General features: G+C 60.4%; 16 protein-coding genes and 3 pseudogenes. 4 read left to right on the forward strand and 15 right to left on the reverse strand.

The window, feature by feature from the left end:
• Positions 1-727: 727 nt before the first annotated feature.
• Positions 728-1,132 (forward strand): ATP synthase F1 subunit epsilon, encoded by a 405-nt coding sequence (atpC, locus tag HS101_16350; GenBank protein MBE7507839.1) that lies wholly within the window; start codon positions 728-730, stop codon positions 1,130-1,132.
• Positions 1,133-1,148: 16 nt separating this feature from the next.
• On the opposite strand, the gene HS101_16355 is transcribed toward atpC, so the two are convergent.
• The 11 genes from HS101_16355 to HS101_16405 form a co-directional block, all read right to left on the reverse strand.
• Positions 1,149-1,475, reverse strand: a complete 327-nt coding sequence (locus HS101_16355) for a hypothetical protein (GenBank protein MBE7507840.1) — start codon at positions 1,473-1,475, stop codon at positions 1,149-1,151.
• A 536-nt stretch (positions 1,476-2,011) separates the two neighbouring features.
• The gene (atpD, locus tag HS101_16360; protein MBE7507841.1) at positions 2,012-3,475 is read right to left on the reverse strand and encodes a F0F1 ATP synthase subunit beta; all 1,464 of its coding nucleotides are present in this window, start codon (positions 3,473-3,475) and stop codon (positions 2,012-2,014) included.
• A 26-nt stretch (positions 3,476-3,501) separates the two neighbouring features.
• Positions 3,502-4,386 (reverse strand): ATP synthase F1 subunit gamma, encoded by an 885-nt coding sequence (atpG, locus tag HS101_16365; GenBank protein MBE7507842.1) that lies wholly within the window; start codon positions 4,384-4,386, stop codon positions 3,502-3,504.
• A gap of 12 nt (positions 4,387-4,398) precedes the next feature.
• Positions 4,399-5,976, reverse strand: a complete 1,578-nt coding sequence (locus tag HS101_16370) for a hypothetical protein (GenBank protein MBE7507843.1) — start codon at positions 5,974-5,976, stop codon at positions 4,399-4,401.
• 63 nt (positions 5,977-6,039) lie between these two features.
• The gene (locus HS101_16375; protein ID MBE7507844.1) at positions 6,040-7,716 is read right to left on the reverse strand and encodes a F0F1 ATP synthase subunit alpha; all 1,677 of its coding nucleotides are present in this window, start codon (positions 7,714-7,716) and stop codon (positions 6,040-6,042) included.
• Positions 7,717-7,721: 5 nt separating this feature from the next.
• Entirely contained in the window at positions 7,722-8,324 is a 603-nt protein-coding gene (gene atpH, locus HS101_16380) for an ATP synthase F1 subunit delta (protein ID MBE7507845.1), read from the reverse strand.
• A 67-nt stretch (positions 8,325-8,391) separates the two neighbouring features.
• Positions 8,392-9,054 carry a F0F1 ATP synthase subunit B gene (gene atpF / locus HS101_16385; GenBank protein ID MBE7507846.1) on the reverse strand — a complete coding sequence of 221 codons (663 nt, stop codon included), beginning with the start codon at positions 9,052-9,054 and terminating at the stop codon, positions 8,392-8,394.
• A gap of 33 nt (positions 9,055-9,087) precedes the next feature.
• On the reverse strand, positions 9,088-9,348 hold the full coding sequence (locus tag HS101_16390) for an ATP synthase F0 subunit C (GenBank protein MBE7507847.1): 261 nt from the start codon (positions 9,346-9,348) through the stop codon (positions 9,088-9,090).
• A gap of 153 nt (positions 9,349-9,501) precedes the next feature.
• Positions 9,502-10,575: a F0F1 ATP synthase subunit A gene (locus tag HS101_16395; GenBank protein ID MBE7507848.1), complete on the reverse strand. Its 1,074-nt coding sequence runs from the start codon at positions 10,573-10,575 to the stop codon at positions 9,502-9,504.
• Positions 10,572-10,988, reverse strand: coding sequence for a hypothetical protein (locus HS101_16400; protein MBE7507849.1), 417 nt, complete (start codon positions 10,986-10,988; stop codon positions 10,572-10,574). The genes HS101_16395 and HS101_16400 overlap by 4 nt, the downstream gene beginning before the upstream one ends.
• A 19-nt stretch (positions 10,989-11,007) precedes the next feature.
• Positions 11,008-11,253, reverse strand: a complete 246-nt coding sequence (locus HS101_16405) for an AtpZ/AtpI family protein (protein MBE7507850.1) — start codon at positions 11,251-11,253, stop codon at positions 11,008-11,010.
• A gap of 288 nt (positions 11,254-11,541) precedes the next feature.
• Between HS101_16405 and HS101_16410 the strand changes: the two genes are divergently transcribed.
• Together HS101_16410 and tcmP are read left to right on the forward strand one after the other, a co-directional pair.
• Positions 11,542-12,306 (forward strand): phage Gp37/Gp68 family protein, encoded by a 765-nt coding sequence (locus HS101_16410; protein ID MBE7507851.1) that lies wholly within the window; start codon positions 11,542-11,544, stop codon positions 12,304-12,306.
• On the forward strand, positions 12,272-13,108 hold the full coding sequence (gene tcmP, locus HS101_16415; protein ID MBE7507852.1) for a three-Cys-motif partner protein TcmP: 837 nt from the start codon (positions 12,272-12,274) through the stop codon (positions 13,106-13,108). The genes HS101_16410 and tcmP overlap by 35 nt, the downstream gene beginning before the upstream one ends.
• A 35-nt stretch (positions 13,109-13,143) precedes the next feature.
• Here tcmP and HS101_16420 read toward each other — a convergent pair whose 3' ends face one another.
• From HS101_16420 to HS101_16435, 4 genes and pseudogenes are all read right to left on the reverse strand, one after another.
• Positions 13,144-14,394, reverse strand: a complete 1,251-nt coding sequence (locus tag HS101_16420) for a sulfate adenylyltransferase (protein ID MBE7507853.1) — start codon at positions 14,392-14,394, stop codon at positions 13,144-13,146.
• Between the two features lie 289 nt (positions 14,395-14,683).
• Positions 14,684-14,779 (reverse strand): annotated as a pseudogene (locus HS101_16425) (thrombospondin type 3 repeat-containing protein).
• A gap of 666 nt (positions 14,780-15,445) precedes the next feature.
• Positions 15,446-15,691, reverse strand: a pseudogene (locus tag HS101_16430) (thrombospondin type 3 repeat-containing protein).
• A gap of 615 nt (positions 15,692-16,306) precedes the next feature.
• Positions 16,307-16,729: pseudogene (locus tag HS101_16435) on the reverse strand (proprotein convertase P-domain-containing protein).
• A 202-nt stretch (positions 16,730-16,931) separates the two neighbouring features.
• On the opposite strand from HS101_16435, the gene rmuC reads away from it, so the two are divergent.
• Positions 16,932-18,260, forward strand: coding sequence for a DNA recombination protein RmuC (rmuC, locus tag HS101_16440; protein ID MBE7507854.1), 1,329 nt, complete (start codon positions 16,932-16,934; stop codon positions 18,258-18,260).
• Positions 18,261-18,288 lie beyond the last annotated feature (28 nt).

Raw genomic sequence — 18,288 nt, forward strand, 5'->3', positions numbered from 1 at the left:
CCTTTCAACCTATGCCCCAAGTCGAGCCGTCGATATGAACCGTGATCTTTGCGCGCGGAACAACTGCCACCCTGATGTGCATCCGTGCAAGCGGGATGTATCGATAAGGCGGGCAGCGTCATCCAGACGGCAAGTCCGTTCTTGTACGAGTTTGATTGCCCAAGGGACTGCCCGCGCGCTGGGGGCCATCTGTTCCTGCGATCAGTCCCACACCCGATCAGAGGAGTTCCGCCCCCACGGCGGAGAAGCCAGTAAGTATAGCAGCGATCGCCAGATACGCCAGAGGTAAAAGTTTTCGAAGGGCCGGCCCTCGCCAACATTGAAAACGCGGCTCCCGGCTGAAGCGAACCTGTTAGGGACGAACAAGCCCTCCAACGGCCTTAACATACTTATTGGCAGTGGCTTACAGCAATTCCTTACCGCCAAAAGCATCCGCTTGCCGATCTGCCGGCGATCTTGAATAACGCGCCGAAGAGTTTAACCACAAAGTGCCGATACCCGCTGACAAGGCCGTGAAGGCAGACGGATCTGCAAGTCACGGGCTTCCTGGCGCCTGAGATCGGCCGGGCCACGGCGGGCCCCCCGATTTCGCAGGAATCCTGCAAACAGGAGTCCTGCGGCCAAACAGCCCGCGACTGGCGGCCTTATTTTTTCATTCCTCGATTCGACCCGGCTTGTTCCGGACGGCGTCCTTGACGCTCCACTGCGGCGCCGCTAAATAATCTCCATGGCAACCAAAGGCCCCATCGAGTGCTCGGTCATCACTCCCGAGCGGCAAGTGCTGTCCACGAGTGCGAATTCAGTCGTCTTTCCGGCTCACGACGGTCTGATCGGCATTCTGAACGGCCGTGCCCCTTTGCTCTGCGAGCTAGGGACGGGCGTTCTCCGCGTGTATTCAACCGAAGGCGACATGAAGGAAGTCTTCATCGACGCCGGCTTCGCCCAGGTGCTCAACAATGAGGTCACCATCCTCACCGAGCGAGCCGAACTCGCCGAAAACATCAGCCAAAGTGACGCAAATATGGCACTCTCCGACGCCGAGGCTCTTCCCGCCCACGATGAGGCATCCGTCGTCGCCCGCCAGAAGGCCATCGCCCGCGCGAAGACACAGCTCAGCATCGCCAAGAAATAGTTCTTCGGCCCCCCCTTCAATCCGGCAGCTCGTAGATCGCTTTGACATCGCAGCCGACGAAGGCGGTTATTTCCAGTTTGATGAAAACGGATGAGTGGGCGATCCGGTCCTCGTCATTCAGCTCGATCGAAAATGCGCCTTCATTGCCTGCCACGAGAACAACAATCCGAACCGTCAGACGGCGGCGGAACGGGAGCCGATCCATCCATGCCGCGAGTGACAATCGGGTAGGCGGGTTCCATTCGGCCCCGGCATTCCACCAATGGCCACATCCGTTGCACGCCGATGCCGCGGCACGCCTGTACGCCGCAAGCAGGTTCTCGCGTCGCACTACATGGTCCATGAGCGTCGAAACTTCGTCCCCGGTCTGCCCGATTCGTGCCGTGTCTGCTTGACGCGCGGTCCCCTTACCCTCGGCGATTTCGTCGCCTGCTCTCCAGGATCGCCCAGGCATCCCAGCCTGCTTGTCTGCGCCTTCGTCTGACATCGAACGTCCGGTCCGGTGCAGCTTCCTGTGTTCGGCCCTTCATGCCAGTGCGACGGCACTACTACGGCCTCTGCTGATTTCTGACGACTCATCACCCACATCTCTGCTCGTGATGCTTCGGACTTCGCGTCTCTTTGCCCGCTCGTCCGTCGAACGACCGCCTCGTATGCGCTTCGTGTTCCTCGGGCCGAAGCTTTGCCTGCAGCTTCCTTCCCACGACGCCTCGCGACGTTGCAGTTGCCGTTCAGCCAGGGATCCCCGCAACCGGGGCTCCCAGAGGACTCACACCTCCAAGTCATCGCGCCATGCCCGGCGCACAAAGAAACGCCGCGCCGACGAGTGACGTCGACGCGGCGATTTTATTTTGGACCAGAGCAATCGAAGAATGAGAATCAGCCCTGGAGCTTCTTCGCCTTGTCAATCGCCTCTTCTACGGTGCCGACGTACATAAAGGCCTGCTCGGGGAGGGCGTCGTGCTTGCCGTCGCATATCTCCTCGAAGCTGCGGATGGTGTCGTCGAGTTGGGTGTAGTTTCCGGCGAAACCGGTAAAGGTCTCGGCCACGTAGAACGGCTGGCTGAAGAAGCGCTCTATCTTTCGTGCGCGGGCGACGAGGAGCTTGTCCTCCTGGGACAGTTCATCGACACCGAGAATGGCGATGATGTCCTGCAGGTCGCGGTAGCGCTGGAGAATCTGCTGGACGCGCTTGGCACAGTTGTAATGGCGCTCGCCGATGAACTGGGCGTCGAGAATGCGGCTCGAAGAGGCCAGCGGATCGATCGCGGGGTAAATGCCCTTTTCGGAAATCGAGCGGGCCAACACGATGAACGCGTCGAGGTGGGTAAAGGCCGTCGCGGGGGCCGGGTCGGTCAAGTCGTCGGCAGGGACGTAGACCGCCTGTACCGACGTGACGGCGCCGCCACTGGTCGAGGTGATCCGCTCCTGAAGCTCGCCCATCTCGGTGGAGAGCGTCGGCTGATAACCGACGGCGCTGGGCATGCGGCCGAGGAGAGCGGACACTTCCGAGCCAGCCTGACTGAAGCGGAAGATGTTATCGATGAAGAGCATGGTGTCGGCACCGGACTCGTCGCGGAAGTACTCGGCCATGGTCAGCGCCGAGAGGGCGACGCGGAGACGCGCGCCCGGCGGCTCGTTCATCTGGCCGAAGACCATCGCGGTGTGCTCGATGACCTTCTTCACCTGACCTGAGGAGGTCTTGAACTCGGCCTCCTGCATTTCCAGCCAAAGGTCGTTGCCTTCGCGGGTCCGCTCGCCGACGCCGGCGAAGACGGAATAACCGCTGTGCTCGCGGGCGATGCGGGCGATCATCTCCTGGATGATGACGGTCTTACCAAGACCGGCGCCGCCGAAGAGGCCGGTCTTTCCACCGCGGACGAATGGGGCGAGAAGATCGATGACCTTAATGCCGGTGACGAGCTGCTCGGTCTTGGGGGTCAGCTCGGCAAAGGCCGGCGGCTCATGGTGGATGGGGCGACGATCTTTGGTCGCGACGGGGCCGCGGCCGTCGATGGGGTCGCCGAGCAGGTTAAAAACGCGGCCGAGGGTGTCCATGCCGACGGGCACGGCGACCGGGCTTCCCTGATCGATAATGTCGATTCCGCGGCGAAGACCATCGGTGCTGCCGAGGGCGACCGCGCGAATGCGTCCGCCGCCGAGATGGCTGGCGACCTCGCAGGTCAGGGTCTCTTTGACCTTGCGCGTGCCGAGGATGCGCTCGACTTCGCAGGTCAGTGCGTTGTAGATGTTCGGCATGGCGTCTTCGGGGAACTCGGCGTCGAGGGTTGAGCCGATGATTTGCGTGATCTTTCCGATGTTTTTCGTCGCAGCTGCAACCATTATCTAAGTCTCCGTCTCCGGGTGAATTACTTGAGGGCCTCGGCACAACCGACAATATCCAGCAACTCCATGGTGATTTGAGACTGCCGGGCGCGGTTGAACTGCCGCGACAGATTCTTAATCATGTCACCGGCGGCGTCGGTCGCGGCCTTCATGGCCACCATACGCGCCACCTGCTCGCTCACCGCCATGTCGGTGAAACACTGATATAGCCGCACTTTCACGGTCTGCGGAAGCAAAACCTTGAGCAGCTCCTTCGGCTCAGGCGAAAACTCGTACTGCACCTCCGGGCCGGCCGGAGCGGCGGTCGCATCGGCGGCAACGACGGTGTCGCTGCTGAGCGGCAGGAGCCGCATCACTTCGGGGACCTGACGGCCCGTCGAGATGAATCTCATGTAGGCGACGTTGACGCTTCGAATCTCGCCGGCCTCGAAGCGCCTCATGAACTCGGCGGCCAGGGGCTCGACCTGATCAAAACGCGGGCGATCGTCGATCGTGGTGATGGCCTGCGATAGCGGGCGCTTGATGAATTTGAAATAGGCGATGCCCTTTTTGCCGACGACGTGCAACTCGTTCTGCTTGTCGGTTTCGACATCCAGATGGGCGAGGGCCTTGCGGACGACGCCGGCGTTGTATCCGCCGCAGAGGCCGCGATTCGAGGTGAGAACCAGGAGCACATCCTTGGGCGCGTCGGGATTCTCTTTGAGCAGCGGGTGATCGACCTGGCCGGCGGCGGCGGCGGAGAGCTCTTCGACGAGCTTGGTGATTTTCTGGGTGTAGGGCTTGGTGGCGGTGGCGCGCTGGTAGGCCTGCTGGTATCGCGCGGTGGCGATGAGCTGCATCGTCTTGGTGATCTTGCGGATGTTGGTCACCGCCTTGCGGCGCTTGACGATCTGTCTTGCTTTGGCCATCGCTGCGTTCTTTCAGGGTTTCGTCATCGCCGACCGACGGTATCGGTAGGCGGTCAGAGTCCTCGATTTTTCATCTCGAAGCGTCGCCGCTTCGGCATATTCCTCGCTGAGTCTCGATTGCAATTCCTCCAGGGCATCGCCGCTGTTGCCCGAGCGAATGTGCGCCAGAATGAGCCCGCCGGCCGGCAGAACGGGCTCGACTTTCTTCCAGTCCTGAATGAGCCGGGCGGAGCCACCCACGATGATCGTGGCGTCGGGCCTTAGGGCGTCGACCAGCGGAAGAAAATGACCTCGCTGCGGGGCAGTCACCAACAGTGCGTCCGCATGGTTCAACTCGGCCACCAGTAAGGCTTGCGAGGTCTTTCCGTGAATGAGCTGAATGATTCCGAGCGGATGCGTCGCGAGTGAAAGCGACAAGAACGCGATGGCGAATCGACCTCGTCGATCCTTCCACCCTGCCTGCGCCTCGCGGACGAGAACCGCAAACATGCACACGATGACCGCCAGAAGCTGCTTTGACATCAGCGCCTGCGGCGGGAGTCGGCCGACGGCCACGAGGAGACACCAGATCACGAGCCATCCTAAGACTGCGGCGGTTAAGCGGCGGTGAACCACTGTTCGACTCATCAGACCCATGACTACGAGGGTCGCGAAACTCAGGGCGCCGAGAATCGATGGGACGAGCGTAAACTCGAACCGGCCCGGATGGTTGAACCATGCCGCGCCGATCGCCCGAAAGAGCGGCTCCAGCAAGCGGCCGGGAAGCTGGCTCAGCGGGATGGGCGTGGCCAGCATGAGCCCCGTCGGATAGGCAAGCCACCTGATGCCAAGGGGCAAGAGTACGACAAACGAGATGGTCAGCGACCAGACGACTCGCCGCACGGCGCCGGGCGTCTTCGAAAAGCACGGCGCGATGATGAGCACGAGGCAGATGCCGACCCAAATCACCGAGGCGACTTGCGACCAGAGGAGAATGGCCGGCGCGGCGGTGAGCAGGAAGATGGTTTCGCGTGAGCCGATCGCGGCCTGCCAATGGCGGATGATTGCCGCGACTGAAATCACGATGCCCAGATAGACAAAGCCGTATTGCCGCAGCTCCGTCGCAATCCACAAAGAGACCGGCGACGCGACCAGCCAGACGAGCGCGAGACATTGAAGGCCGATGGAGGCGTCCGGCCAGATGTACCGGGCGGCAAACCATGCGGCGAGGAAGATCGCGAGTGTTCCGACGAGGCGCAGCCAGGTTCTCGATTCGACGCCGAGCCGCTCGAGGGCGTGAAGAGTCAGAAAGTAGAGCGGCGGATGCCGATCGTGGGCGGCGAGCGAATAGCGAACATCGGTGGCCTTCGCGCCGGACGGCGTCAGCCATTGCTTGATCTCGGTCGCCGGAACAATTGCAATCGACCTGGAAGCGGCCTCCAGCTCGTTCAGTTTTTGAGACTTGCCCGCGGCGGCGAGCAGACTGATCGACTCGTCGTGCTCGAGCAGGGCTTGCGAGCGGCAACAGGCGGCCCAAACGTGCAGGCCGAGGGCGCCGATCAATACGACGGCCATCGACATGCGTCGCCGAAAGAGTGATTCGCTTCTCAACGTAATCGCTCGAGACCTCCACGAGTCGTCCATGACCCGCGTCAACTTGACGACTCTCTATCATCATTGCGCCGCGGTCGTCTCCTTCGCCGTAGCCGGAGCAAACCGGGCCTTGAAGTTGGCGATAATGTCTTTCAGGCGAGCCTCTATGTCGCTGGTCAATTCCATCTTTTCGTTCAGCGTTTTTCGCACTTCAGGGAACTCGTCAAGGATGTGCTTCAGGAGCTTCTCCTCGAATTCCGCAACGCGGGTAATGGGTAGGTCATCGAGGAAGCCGCGGCTGCCGGCAAAAATGCTGATGACCTGATCTGTCACGTGGAACGGCTTGAACTGCCCCTGCTTGAGGAGCTCGACCATTCGCGCGCCGCGATCGAGCTGGCGCTGAGTGGCCGCGTCGAGTTCGGTACCGAGCTGGGCGAATGCCTCCAACTCGCGAAAAGAGGCGAGGTCGAGTCGCAGCGAGCCGGCGATCTTCTTCATGGCCTTGATCTGGGCATTACCACCGACGCGACTGACCGAGATACCGACGTTAATCGCGGGCCGGACGCCGGCGAAGAACAGGTCAGGCTCCAGATAAATCTGGCCATCGGTAATGGAAATCACGTTGGTCGGGATGTAGGCGGAGACTTCGCCTTCGAGGGTCTCGATGACCGGCAGGGCCGTGAGCGAACCGCCGGAGGTCGGATCCACCGCGACTTCGTGACCTGCCATGGCCTTGGCATCGTGCTCTGCTTCGTGCTTACCGGGGACGCCGATATACGTCTTGCCGTTGGCGCCGCCCTCTTTGTAGGACTGGCCGGCGGGGACCACGGCGCGGCGCTCGGCGAGCTTGCAGGAGCGCTCCAGCAGGCGGCTGTGCAAATAGAACACGTCGCCGGGATAGGCCTCGCGACCCGGCGGACGCCGCAGCAGCAGCGAAAGCTGGCGATAGGCCTGGGCCTGCTTGGACAAGTCGTCGTAGATGCAGAGGGTGTGCTTGCCCTTGTTGTACATGAAGAATTCGGCCATCGCACAACCGGAGTACGGGGCGATGTACTGAAGCGGCGCGGGATCGCTGCTGCCGGCGGAGACGACGATGGTGTAATCCATCGCGCCGTATTGCCGGAGTCGTTCGACGGTGCTGGCGACGGTCGATTCCTTCTGACCGACGGCCACATAGACACAGATGACGCCGCTTTCCTTCTGGTTGATGATGGTGTCGATGGCGATGGCGGTCTTGCCGGTCTTGCGATCGCCGATGATGAGTTCGCGCTGACCGCGACCGATGGGGATCATGCTGTCGATGGCCTTGATGCCGGTCTGCAAGGGCTGGTTCACCGGCTGACGAGCGGCGATGCCCGGCGCGGCGTATTCGAGGGGCCAGCGGACGTCGCTGACGATCTCGCCCTTGCCGTCGATGGCCCGGCCGAGCGGGTCGACGACGCGGCCGATCATCATGTCGCCGACGGGCACGGAGAGGAGGTTTCCGGTGCCGCGGACGGTGTCGCCCTCCTTGACGCCGAGATAGTCGCCGAGGACGACGGCGCCGACCGAGTTTTCTTCCAGGTTCATGACCTGGCCGATGGCGCCGTTTTCGTACTCGATCATCTCTCCGGCCATCACGTTGGAGAGGCCGTAGATCTGAGTGACGCCGTCGCCGATGGCGATGACGCGACCGACCTCGGAGGCCTCGAGAGCGCCCTGATACTGGGCGATCTCCTGTTTGATGACTGACGTGATCTCGTCAACCTGGATTCTCATCTGGTCTATCCTTCCGTCACGAAACGTGCAGTTCCCTGAAGCAGTGTTCTTTCCACGGATGCCAAGAGATCGCCGCGCAGCCTGCGGAGGCGCCGGCGAACCGAGGTGTCGTACAACCGATCGCCGATCTGGACGGTCATGCCGCCGAGGAGATCGGGCTCGACTTTCTCGAAAAAGACGGCCTCTTTGCCGCTGAGCCGCCGAACCTCGGCCGCGAGTTGTTTGCGCTGGGCATCATCCAGCGCGACGGCGGTCGTCACATTGACCGTCTGCTGATTCATCTTCGCGGCGAGCCTGCGACGATAGGCGTCGCAGACGGAGGGCAGGATCATCGAGCGCCCCCGCTCGTTGAGGACCAGCAGCAGATTCAACGTGAGCGGGTTCAGCTTGCCGGTGAAGATCTTTCGGAGGCTCTCACGCCGGGCGTCGTCGTCGATCGCCGCGGAGCGCATCATCGACGCGAAGGCCGGCTCGCTCTTCCAAAGGGACGCCAGATCGGCCAATTCCTCGCCAATGGCCTCGGCCTGCTTGGCCTCGTCGGCCAATTGCAGCAGACTGTCGGCGTAGATCGAAGCGGCTGCCTGGGAGATATCAAACTCTGATGCCATATTCGTGTCTCAGGCCGGGTTCGATGGCGGACGCCGTCGATCAACCTTCCGGGTGAATTCCTGTTTGTCAGTTATTTGTCTGCCCCAGTTCCGCGAGCGATTCCTGGAGAAGACGCTGATGGTCGTCGGCGGTCAATTCCTTCCGCACGATCTTCGAGGCCATGCTCGACGCGAGTATGATCGACTGATCCTGAAGCCGCTTGATGGCGTCGTCGGTGGCCATCTGGATATCGCGCCGGGCACGGGCAACAATTGCTTCGGCCTCGGTCTTCGCCTCGGCATGGACGCGCTTGCGGACTTCCTCGGCATCGCGGCGACCTTCGTCAACGATTGCCGAGGCTTCGTGCCGGGCATCGCTCAACTTCTTGTTGTAGTCGGCGAGGAGTTTCTCGCTTTCCTGTCGTTCGTGCTTTGCCTTGGCGAGCGACTCGGTGATGAAGCTTTCCCGCTGCTGAAGGCCGATGAGGATCGGCTTCCACGCCGTGGCGCGGAGGATCACAAGGAGAATCACGAACACGATCACCGACCAGAAGGCCGAGCCAAAATCCCATTGAAGCAGAGTGGGCTTGTCCGCGCCGTGGGCGTCGTCACCGTGACCGGCATCCTCGTGAGAGGCGGCCGCGGGTGCGTCGCCGTGGGCGGGGGCCGTATCGCTGCCCATCGCGCTGACGGCTGAGAAGGCAAACGCCGGCAGCAGACAGAGCAGGCTCAAAGTCATTCTTGGTCGCATGATCGTGTCCTGATTCCCGTTAATTCGCGATACTTAAATCTTGCCCATGATTCCGTTGCAGACGACGAGCGCGAAGAAGGTAAAGCCTTCGATCAACGCCGCCGCGATGATGAGCGAGGTGAAGATGCGGCCGCCGGCCTCGGGCTGTCGAGCGATGCCGCCCATCGCCTCACCGGCGAGGTGGCCGATCCCCTTGGCTGCGCCCAGCGTGACGATGCCGGCGCCGAGCCCGGCGCCGAGGGCGACGAGGCCCTTGTCACCCATGAGTTGGGTTCCCTGTGCAATCAAGTCCATCATGATCCAAACTCCTTACGTTTGCGGCCCCGAGGGACCGCTGCAAAACTTTCGCCGACATGGGTCAATTAACGGCCAGGGCGTCGGCTGCCCCAACCTCAGTTTGTTGAACGTTCGCGGGACGGCGAACGATGTCATTTCAGACGGCGGCGCCTAGTGCTCCGGCGAGACCGACGCACCGATGAAGAGCGTGGTCAGAAAGACGAACACATACGCCTGAAGGAAGCAGACGAACAACTCCAGACAGCTCAAGGCAGCGGCGCCGAGCGAACTGACGATGCCCATCCCGTAGTTCATGCTGACGGAGCCTTCGAACGCGAAGATCAAACCAAGGATGGACGCGAGGACGACGTGCCCGGCGACCATGTTGGCGAAGAGACGAATGGCGAGGGCGAAGGGCTTGATGACGGCGCCGATGGCCTCAAGGGCCAGCAGAATCGCCCACATAACGATATCGAGCAGCCACAGGAACAGATCGCCGACCCCCTGCATATGGTCTGGCTTGAATACGTGCGGGGCGAAGTTCCAGACATAAAGGAACGGGGCCGCGATCGCCGCGGCGGGCGGGCTCATGCCGCCGTGGGTGCGATGATGATCGTGATGGCTGTGACCGTGCCCCTCGTCGTGGCCGTGTTCTTCGTGGTGATGATGGCCGTAGGTTCCGTCGACGAGGGCGGTATAGACCTCCTTCGCGCCGGAGAAGTGGATCATCAGGAAGGCGCACAGGGCGAGGCCGGCGGTGATCATGATGTTGCCGGTGGCGGTGCCGCCGATGTGCTGAAACTTGCCGTTGGTGATCAGATAAACGATCGAGTCCAGCGGGATCATGCCGAGAAGATTGCAGATGAGGATGTAGAAAAAGACCGTCCAGAGGAACGGCAGGAAGCGATCGGTTTTGTCCGCGAGCACCGGGCGAACGACGTCGTTCCTGATGAACTGCATCGTTGCTTCGATCAGATTGGTGAATCCTGTCGGTACGCTGCGCTCGGGTCCGCCGGCGATCATTGCCGTGTAGCGTCGGCCGATCACTGGAAAGATGAGCAGCATGATGACCGCCGCGACGATCGTCATCAAAATCTGGTTGGTGAAATAGGTGTTGTGCGGCGTGAAGGAGACGATATCGAGCGGGGACGTCCAGTTCACGTTCCAATGAAATAGCGGCTTGCCGAAACGGTGCGGCAGGACGTGGTCCAGGGCGTCGTGGGATGCGAGGAGAAGCGAATTCACGCGGGGGTACCTCGATAATCGGCCGACGAGCGGTAGTATTTCTTCACGAGCAACACGCCGAAGCCCGTCTCAACGGTGAGTAGTAAGCAATAGAAGATGACGGCCCACAGGAGGAACGATTCCATCTGGGGCTTAGCCATCGTCTGATAGATGCCGCCGGCGGCCATGGTAAGTAGGAGGCGAAGGACGGTGCCAGCGAGGGCGACCTGGCCGATGTAGGCCGGACGATGAATCGAGACGACGACGAGCGGCATGAATGCCACGATGGCGGCAGCGAGACAGATCGTGCCGACGGCGTTCATGCTGCGGATTCCCTCTTCGCCCCAGCGCGACATGGTCGGTCCGTAACCGATCAGGTATGCGCCGGCGGTCGCAGCGAGCAGGCAAAGGATACAGGCGGCCACGAGTTTCACGGGGTCGGTTTGCTCCGAACTACTTCATCTTGTCCAGCTTTTCCAACTGCTTCAGCATGGACCAGATACCCAGTCCCATGCCGAGGAGGATACCGGTCAGCACGCCCCAGGGATCGCTCCCGTACTTCTGGTCCGCGCTGAGTCCGATGTATCCGAAGACGCCGAGTGTGACCGCGAACTGCGTGGCCACTCCGGCGTATTTCATCCCCTTCGCCAAGAGCCCCATTTCGTTGTTCGGGTTCGGCGACTGTGGGGGATCCTCCATCGGACTTTGTGCCAAAAGGTACGAAGTCTGGGACAAAAAAAGGGCGAAATCGCTTCCGCCGCTACATTCCGGTATGGGTCGAGCCCTGCCGGATCGGCGAGTCTAGCGAAGGTCATCGCGGGCTGTCAACTGCGTCGGCAGGCGCCATTTCTTGCGGATTTCAGGAATTCGAATTCAATCCGCCTCAGAACGTCCAAGCTGATGCCCCTACATTGGTTGGAGCGAACTTGCGCGTTCTTATTTTGAGGTTGTGAATCTTAGACATTCGGTTACAGTTAGGGTACTGACATGGCCATCGGATCAACCATCGAGTGGACCGAAGCGACTTGGAACCCGGTCACCGGCTGCACCAAGATCAGCCCGGGCTGCAAGAATTGCTACGCGGAACGAATGGCCAAACGGCTCAAGGCAATGGGCGTCCCGCAGTATCGAGACGGGTTCAAGCTCACATTACAGCCAGATGCTCTTGATATCCCGCTGCGATGGAGGCGCTCGCGGATGATTTTCGTCAATTCGATGAGCGACCTTTTCCATAAGGATGTGCCGCTGGAGTTCATACAGCGCGTGTTCGCGGTCATGGAGCGTGCTTCGCAGCATCAGTTCCAGGTATTAACCAAGCGACCAGAGATTGCATTAGCACACGCCGAGCATTTGCCATGGCCTGAGAATGTCTGGCTGGGAACGAGCGTGGAAAGCGCCCTCTACGTTCATCGCATTCGCACGCTGAAGGCCATACCGGCGAAGATTCGGTTTCTTTCTGTCGAGCCGTTGTTGGGACCGATCCCGAGACTGCCGCTTCAGGGGATTCACTGGGTCATTGTTGGCGGCGAGAGCGGGCCGGGGGCACGGCCCATGGAGGCAGAATGGGTCAGACAAATCCGCGACCGCTGCGTCGCTCAAGATGTGCCGTTTTTCTTTAAGCAGTGGGGTGGTGTGAACAAGAAGAGGACTGGAAGACTCCTTGACGGCTGTACGTGGGACAGTTTGCCAATCGAGTCGAGCTCAAAGGAGGATGAGCGTGAAAGAAGTCGAGTTGCCTGCGCCGCAAGATGATGGTCTAAATACTCCGTTGGTAGGCGAGCACTCTAAGGACAAACACTGGTTTCTTGCGAGATATATCCACGCCTTTACAACGGCAATGAAGCCGAAGAAATGGTCAGGACTCTACTATATAGATCTCTTCGCGGGCGCAGGAATTGAGCGATTGAAGGAATCTAGCCGATTGTGTTGGGGATCTCCGTTAATTGCTGCACAGACGAGGCCTCGATTTGATGGCCTCTACTTGTGTGAAAAGACTGCGGAAAAATACGAAGCGCTCGTTCAAAGATTGGGGCGACTTGGCATCTCGTTCGCACAATCATGCCATGGCGACGCAAATGAACTCGCCAATGAACTCATTGCTCAAATCCCGGCCAAGTCATTGTCGCTAGCGTTCCTTGATCCATACGGTTTGCATCTCGATTACTCGACTGTCACCGCTATATCACGCCGAAGATGCGACTTGATTATCTTTTTCCCTGACCGAGTTGATGTGCTTAGAAACTGGAAGCTGAATTACTATGACAATCCGAACTCAAACCTTGATCGCGTGCTTGGAAAAGGTACGAACTGGCGATCAATTCTTGAGTCGGCCCCCCACCAGCAGCATCCAGAAGTGTTACGACAGCTCTATGTGTCACAGCTCAAGAAACTCGGATACCAGCACTTTGAATACGAGCGCATCTACTCAAAGAGGAAGCCGATCTATCAGCTAATCTTCTGTTCCGAGCATAGATTGGGGGCCGATATTTGGCGACGCGTGGCTAAAAAGAAGCCTGACAAACAGGACACCTTCGATTTCGGTGCGCCAGATTGATTCTCAAAATGCTTTTCGCGTTTCGTTGCGCCAGGCTACTTATGCATCTTCTCAATCAGAATCTTCGCCGTTTCCGGGCGCATGATGCGCGGGTCGGGCATTTTGCCGGCGATGAGCTGCTCGCGGACTTCGCGGCCGCTGATGGAGACGGGCTTTTCGTCGGCGTGGTTTTCCACGAGGTCAACGCGGCCGACTGACTCGTAGTAAGCGGCAAAGCCGACCTTGACCGGCTTGATGTGCAGCTCGCCCGGTAGGTTGTCGAAGATGCGCTGGGCGGCGAGGCCGTCCCAGATGTCCTTGCCGTCGTCGTAGGGGGCGTCGGCGTGCTTGCGGCCGATGACGATGTCGGTGAAGCCGTAGTTCTGGCGATAAACGCCGTGCATGACCGCTTCCTTGGGGCCTGCGTAGAACATCTTGATATCCAGACCGAGCAGGATGACGCGGTCGGTCAATTTGTAGGACTTGGTGGCCCAGAGCTTTTCGTCGCTGTCGCCCTGGCCGAGGGCCTTATTCTCGATGAGGGCGCGATAGGTTCGCATGCGCGTGGCCGCGTCGACGTCGTCGCTTTTGGTTTCGCCGATGAGCGGATTCAGCACAGCCCCGGCCGTGTCGCACCGGCGGACGAGCTGCTCCAAACCATAGACTAGGGCGTATTCGTGGGCCCGGTGCAGCGGGTTTCGCGTCTGAAACGCGACGACGCGCGTCCAGCCCTTTTGGGCGAAGAGCTTTCGCGTCTCGGTCGGCCGGAGGACAAACTGACCGTAGTCCGGGTGAACCGGCTGCGGCAGGACGTCCACATCGCCGCCGACGAGCAACTCACGTGAATCGCTCATCACCATCTTGCCGCCGGGATGGTCGGTCCGCTCGGTCTGGTAGACGCCCTTGATGTACTTTGCCTTGTCGTAGGGAAATACGTCGTTGACGGCGATCATGCCGACGAACTCGCCGCGCGCGTTTTGAAGCTGGGCCTTGACGCCGGACTTGATCGAGGTTGCCTCTTCCTTGGTAATCGGGAAGGAAATCGGGATGGTCCAGGCGTAATTCTTGCCATCGCGCTGGACGACGCCGTGATCGAGGCTTCGGTTCCACTGCTCACTGTTCATGGGACCGGTAAGCGGCGAGAGCGCGCCGTCACCGAAACGGTACAGGCTGGATAGATCAGCGTCGTCGATGCGAAGGACCGGCATGGCCGCGACGGCCTTTCTCAAGACGTCGATCCGATCGGCGGGAACGGTGCGATCGACTGGTGCGGCAAGACCACCGTGAACAGGAACCAGATCAGCCATGAGAGCAAACTCCTCAACGACGCGAAAACGGGATGACTCTTGGACGGTGCAAAGGGCGGCGGACTCGCCTCATAGCGGGCACCCGCGCGACCGACATTGCAAGATCAACCATGATAGGGAATGTGAAGGAGCGCTACAAGCAGCCGAGCGGGCTAGCTTATCTTGAGTTGCGCTGCTGCCGGACCCCTCGATAGGCCAGCCAGAGCGGGAACATGGACAGGGCCACCGTGGGGAAACCGGCGCCGCAGCAGCCGGGAACAGCCTGACCGCCGGGCGGCGGTGCGGCAGGACAGACGTCGCCGACGCCATTGCCGTCGCTGTCGAGTTGATCGGGGTTGAAGACCGCCGGGCAGTTATCGAAGCGGGCGGGAATGCCGTCCTGATCCTGTGGATCGAGAAAGAACAGTACGGCGAGGTTGTCAGAGATGACGCGATCGCCGTTGCAGGCGTAGTTCAGACCGTCGAGCTCATTTTCCTTTTCGATTCCGATGGCACTACTTGCGCCGAATGTGTTTCCGGCATCGAGAATCTGCACCAGGATGTCGCCGTTATCGAAGAGGATGACCTCAAAGGTGTGATCGCTGGTGGTGGGACCGAGCAGGCCGTTTTCGTAAAACCCTTTCCATTCGGCGATGAAGCAGGCGCCGGGGTATCCACCATAGGGACATTGGCCGGCCGGAAATGACTGCGAATACGCCACGCCGTTGGGCATGAACGCAACAGGATCCAGCCTGCCCCAGTAAACTGCGACCAGGCTGCCCTCGCTCAAGGTGCTGGGGAACGGACAACTCGGCAACGGAAGGCCACCTGCCGACACCGGACCCAGGTCGCTGAGGTGGAGCCAACCGTCATCGACTATCCAGGCGTTCGTCTCTGTCGTGCCGTAGAACGAGAATGGAAAACCAATCGGCAACGGACCTGCAACGCCGGAGGCGAAGGTGGCGACGGCACCGGTCGGGCCGATTTCAATCCACTGAAATGGCGGGCCGTGGGCCGTGTTGGAATCAATAACCCGGTAGCCGAACGAATCGTGATGGCTGAATTCGGGAAGGCTATCGCAGGCGTCGCCAAGACCATCGCCGTCGCTATCTTCCTGGCCTGGGTTGGCGAATTGCGGGCAATTGTCGCAATCATCCGCAACACCATCCGCGTCAGCGTCGGTGTACTGAAATGTCGTTATCTCTAAACCCCACGAATTCAATATCCCCCCGTCGCCGTTTGTGTCGTCGTGAATCGTGAGCACCCAGGTGCCGCCCGGGGGTTCACCCTTGAACGCAGCCAACGGCTCCTCCGGCACAAGAGAGGACGGCGTCACATTGTTGACATAAGGATGGTCGGTAACCAGTTCGTCGTTGCTCACGTATGGCACCGCGCCCTCGAAATCGGCCGTGTCTGAGAAGCTGGTGCCGTGGAAGAGGTTGTCCAGGGAGCCGCCGTTGTCGGTCGTCAGAGTGACCACAGTTCCAGCGGGAGACTGCAGCGTGATATCCAGATTGCCGCATGCTGTATGTGTGATGTCCAGGTTTACGAACAGGAGCAATACTACTCCTGGACTGAACGAGGGGACGGCGATGGCCGAACTAATCGTCGGCGTGCCGGCCATTTGAATCACCTGGGAAGTGGAGTTGTTTGTCGATTGCGGCATGAGATTGAAATCGGGAAGCGCATCGAGAAGGGTAAAACGCAGGGCCCAGTTATTCAGTGTGCCGCCCTCGCCGGCGGTGTCATCGGAGATTGTGAGCGTCCACGTTCCGTCTGCGCCGCCGAAGTAGAGCGAAGAAAACAGCGCCGCGAGTGAGAATCCCTCTTCGGGGGTCAATGGCGAAGCGATGACGTTATTCATGTATTGATGGTCGGTAACCATTCCGTCGTTGAAGCCCGTCGCATAGGGAACCTGCCCCCCCGGATTGGCCTGTTCGTCCCAAACGGTAAGACTGTAAACATTGTCAAAACCGCCGCCGTTGTCGGTGGTCAACGTCATGACGTTTCCGAAGGGAGACGTCAGAGTGATATCAAGGTCTGTCGGTCGCAGATGTGTGATTGACGTCACAACGTCGATGTCCCAGATGAAGCCTTTTGCGCCGGCGACATCGATCTGTGATGAAATAACGCCCGGGCCCGTGGGGATGACAATCGAATTTGCATTCGTGATTTCAATCGTTCTGCTTGGACAACCGGGCGGCGTCGGAGGTGCGACGGCGCGTCCAACATTGGGGTTCGAGAGCACGGCGATGAGACAGGCCAGGGCGAGGGAGCGAAAGCTCAGGTCGAAGCGGAATCGATTCGACACTCCGTTCGTGGAAATGCCGCCCATTTCGAGCTTCGTGGTTTTCATGGTATATGCCCTTGCCTCGCCGCCGAACTGCGAGGTGCCGAACGACTTTTATTCTACCACCCGACAAGCGGACTTCAAAAGTCGAATCCGTGCGAACGGCGGGGAAAACCGGTATCCTTAAAAGGGAGCACCTTGGATTAGGGCCATGTGGTCGCGGGCAGGGCAATGCCGCTCGACCATGTTGTCGCGTAACGAGCTTGTCATGGGCGATGTCATTTGGCTTTTCATCGGACTTATGATCGGCGCCGTCATCGGCGGCCTTGTTGGCATGATGCGCGGCCGGCAGGCGTCGAAGGCCGAACTTTCGCAGCGCATGGGCGAAGCGGCGGGGCTCGGCGCCACCGTTGCCGAGCTGCGCGGGCAGATCGCGGCGAGAGAAAAGGAGCTTGTCGAAGCGCGGGCCATTCTGGAGGCGGAGAAGGTCGCGGGCGCTGATGCCCGGGCACGACTTGAGTCGGCACGAGACCACTTCGCCGAACAGCGGCGACAGATCGAGGAAATGGAAAAGAAGGCGAAGGAGGCATTCGCTGCCGTATCCGCCCAGGCGCTCAAGAGCAACAACGAGCAATTCATCACGCTGGCGGAGGCGAAGTTCAAGCCAATCCGAGAGCAGCTCGAGCGATACGAACTGCAGGTCAAGGCACTGGAGAAGGTTCGCCAGGAGGCCTACGGCGGCATGAACGAAAAACTTGAGGCGCTATCGCAACGCAGCGACCGGCTTTCCAGCGAGACCAGCCAGCTTGTCTCCGCGCTGCGGCAGAGCGGGGCCAAGGGGAAATGGGGCGAGGTCACGCTGCAGCGCATCGTCGAGTTGTGCGGGCTGGTTGAGCACTGCGACTTCGTCGCGCAGACGGCGCTGGACGGCGGTCAGCGGCCGGACCTGGTCGTTCAACTACCCGGCGGGAGAAGCCTGGCCGTCGATTCCAAGGTAAATACGTCTTCCTACCTCGACGCGGCGGCAGCGACGGATGATGCCGAGCGCGAGCGTCAACTGTCGCGATACGCCGCGAGCGTCCGCGGGACACTCAAGAGCCTGGGCGGCAAGGAGTACTGGAAGCAGTTCTCGCCGGCGCCGGAATTTGTCGTGATGTTCATGCCGGGCGAAGCGTTCTTCGCGGCGGCGCTGGCTCAGGATCGCGACCTGCTCACCGACGGCGTCGAACAGGGTGTGTTGCTGGCATCGCCGACGACTTTGATCGCCCTGCTGCTCGCGGTGCGGCACGGATGGCAGCAGCAACAGGTCGCGGAAAACGCCGAGCAGATCGCCGAGGCGGGCCGCGAACTGTACGACCGGCTTTGCGTGTTTGTGAATCACCTCGACGGCATCCGAATCGGTCTCGAAAAGGCGGCCGATGCTTACAACAAGGCGATCGGCAACTGGTCAAGCAGAACGGAGCCGGGCGCGAGAAGGCTCAAGGAACTCGGCGCTGCCGATGCGGCCCGCGAACTGGGAACGCTGGGCAGAATCGACGCCAACATGCGAGCGCTACCCGGTGCGGATGAGAGTTCGGACGCTCGCCGGGCGGTCTGAGTGAGGTCCGTCAGGCAAACCAGTAAAA

The sequence above is a fragment of the Planctomycetia bacterium genome (assembly GCA_015075745.1).
GTDB lineage: Bacteria > Planctomycetota > Phycisphaerae > UBA1845 > UTPLA1 > UTPLA1.

Bases quoted from the DNA above. Each gene is read 5' to 3' on its own strand.
- atpF (MBE7507846.1), bottom strand. From the start codon at position 9,054: ATGCGACCAAGAATGACTTTGAGCCTGCTCTGTCTGCTGCCGGCGTTT.
- atpC (MBE7507839.1), top strand. From the start codon at position 728: ATGGCAACCAAAGGCCCCATCGAGTGCTCGGTCATCACTCCCGAGCGG.
- HS101_16375 (MBE7507844.1), bottom strand. From the start codon at position 7,716: ATGAGAATCCAGGTTGACGAGATCACGTCAGTCATCAAACAGGAGATC.
- rmuC (MBE7507854.1), top strand. From the start codon at position 16,932: ATGGGCGATGTCATTTGGCTTTTCATCGGACTTATGATCGGCGCCGTC.
- HS101_16390 (MBE7507847.1), bottom strand. From the start codon at position 9,348: ATGGACTTGATTGCACAGGGAACCCAACTCATGGGTGACAAGGGCCTC.
- atpH (MBE7507845.1), bottom strand. From the start codon at position 8,324: ATGGCATCAGAGTTTGATATCTCCCAGGCAGCCGCTTCGATCTACGCC.
- atpD (MBE7507841.1), bottom strand. From the start codon at position 3,475: ATGGTTGCAGCTGCGACGAAAAACATCGGAAAGATCACGCAAATCATC.
- HS101_16405 (MBE7507850.1), bottom strand. From the start codon at position 11,253: ATGGAGGATCCCCCACAGTCGCCGAACCCGAACAACGAAATGGGGCTC.
- HS101_16410 (MBE7507851.1), top strand. From the start codon at position 11,542: ATGGCCATCGGATCAACCATCGAGTGGACCGAAGCGACTTGGAACCCG.
- HS101_16355 (MBE7507840.1), bottom strand. From the start codon at position 1,475: ATGGACCATGTAGTGCGACGCGAGAACCTGCTTGCGGCGTACAGGCGT.
- HS101_16420 (MBE7507853.1), bottom strand. From the start codon at position 14,394: ATGGCTGATCTGGTTCCTGTTCACGGTGGTCTTGCCGCACCAGTCGAT.
- atpG (MBE7507842.1), bottom strand. From the start codon at position 4,386: ATGGCCAAAGCAAGACAGATCGTCAAGCGCCGCAAGGCGGTGACCAAC.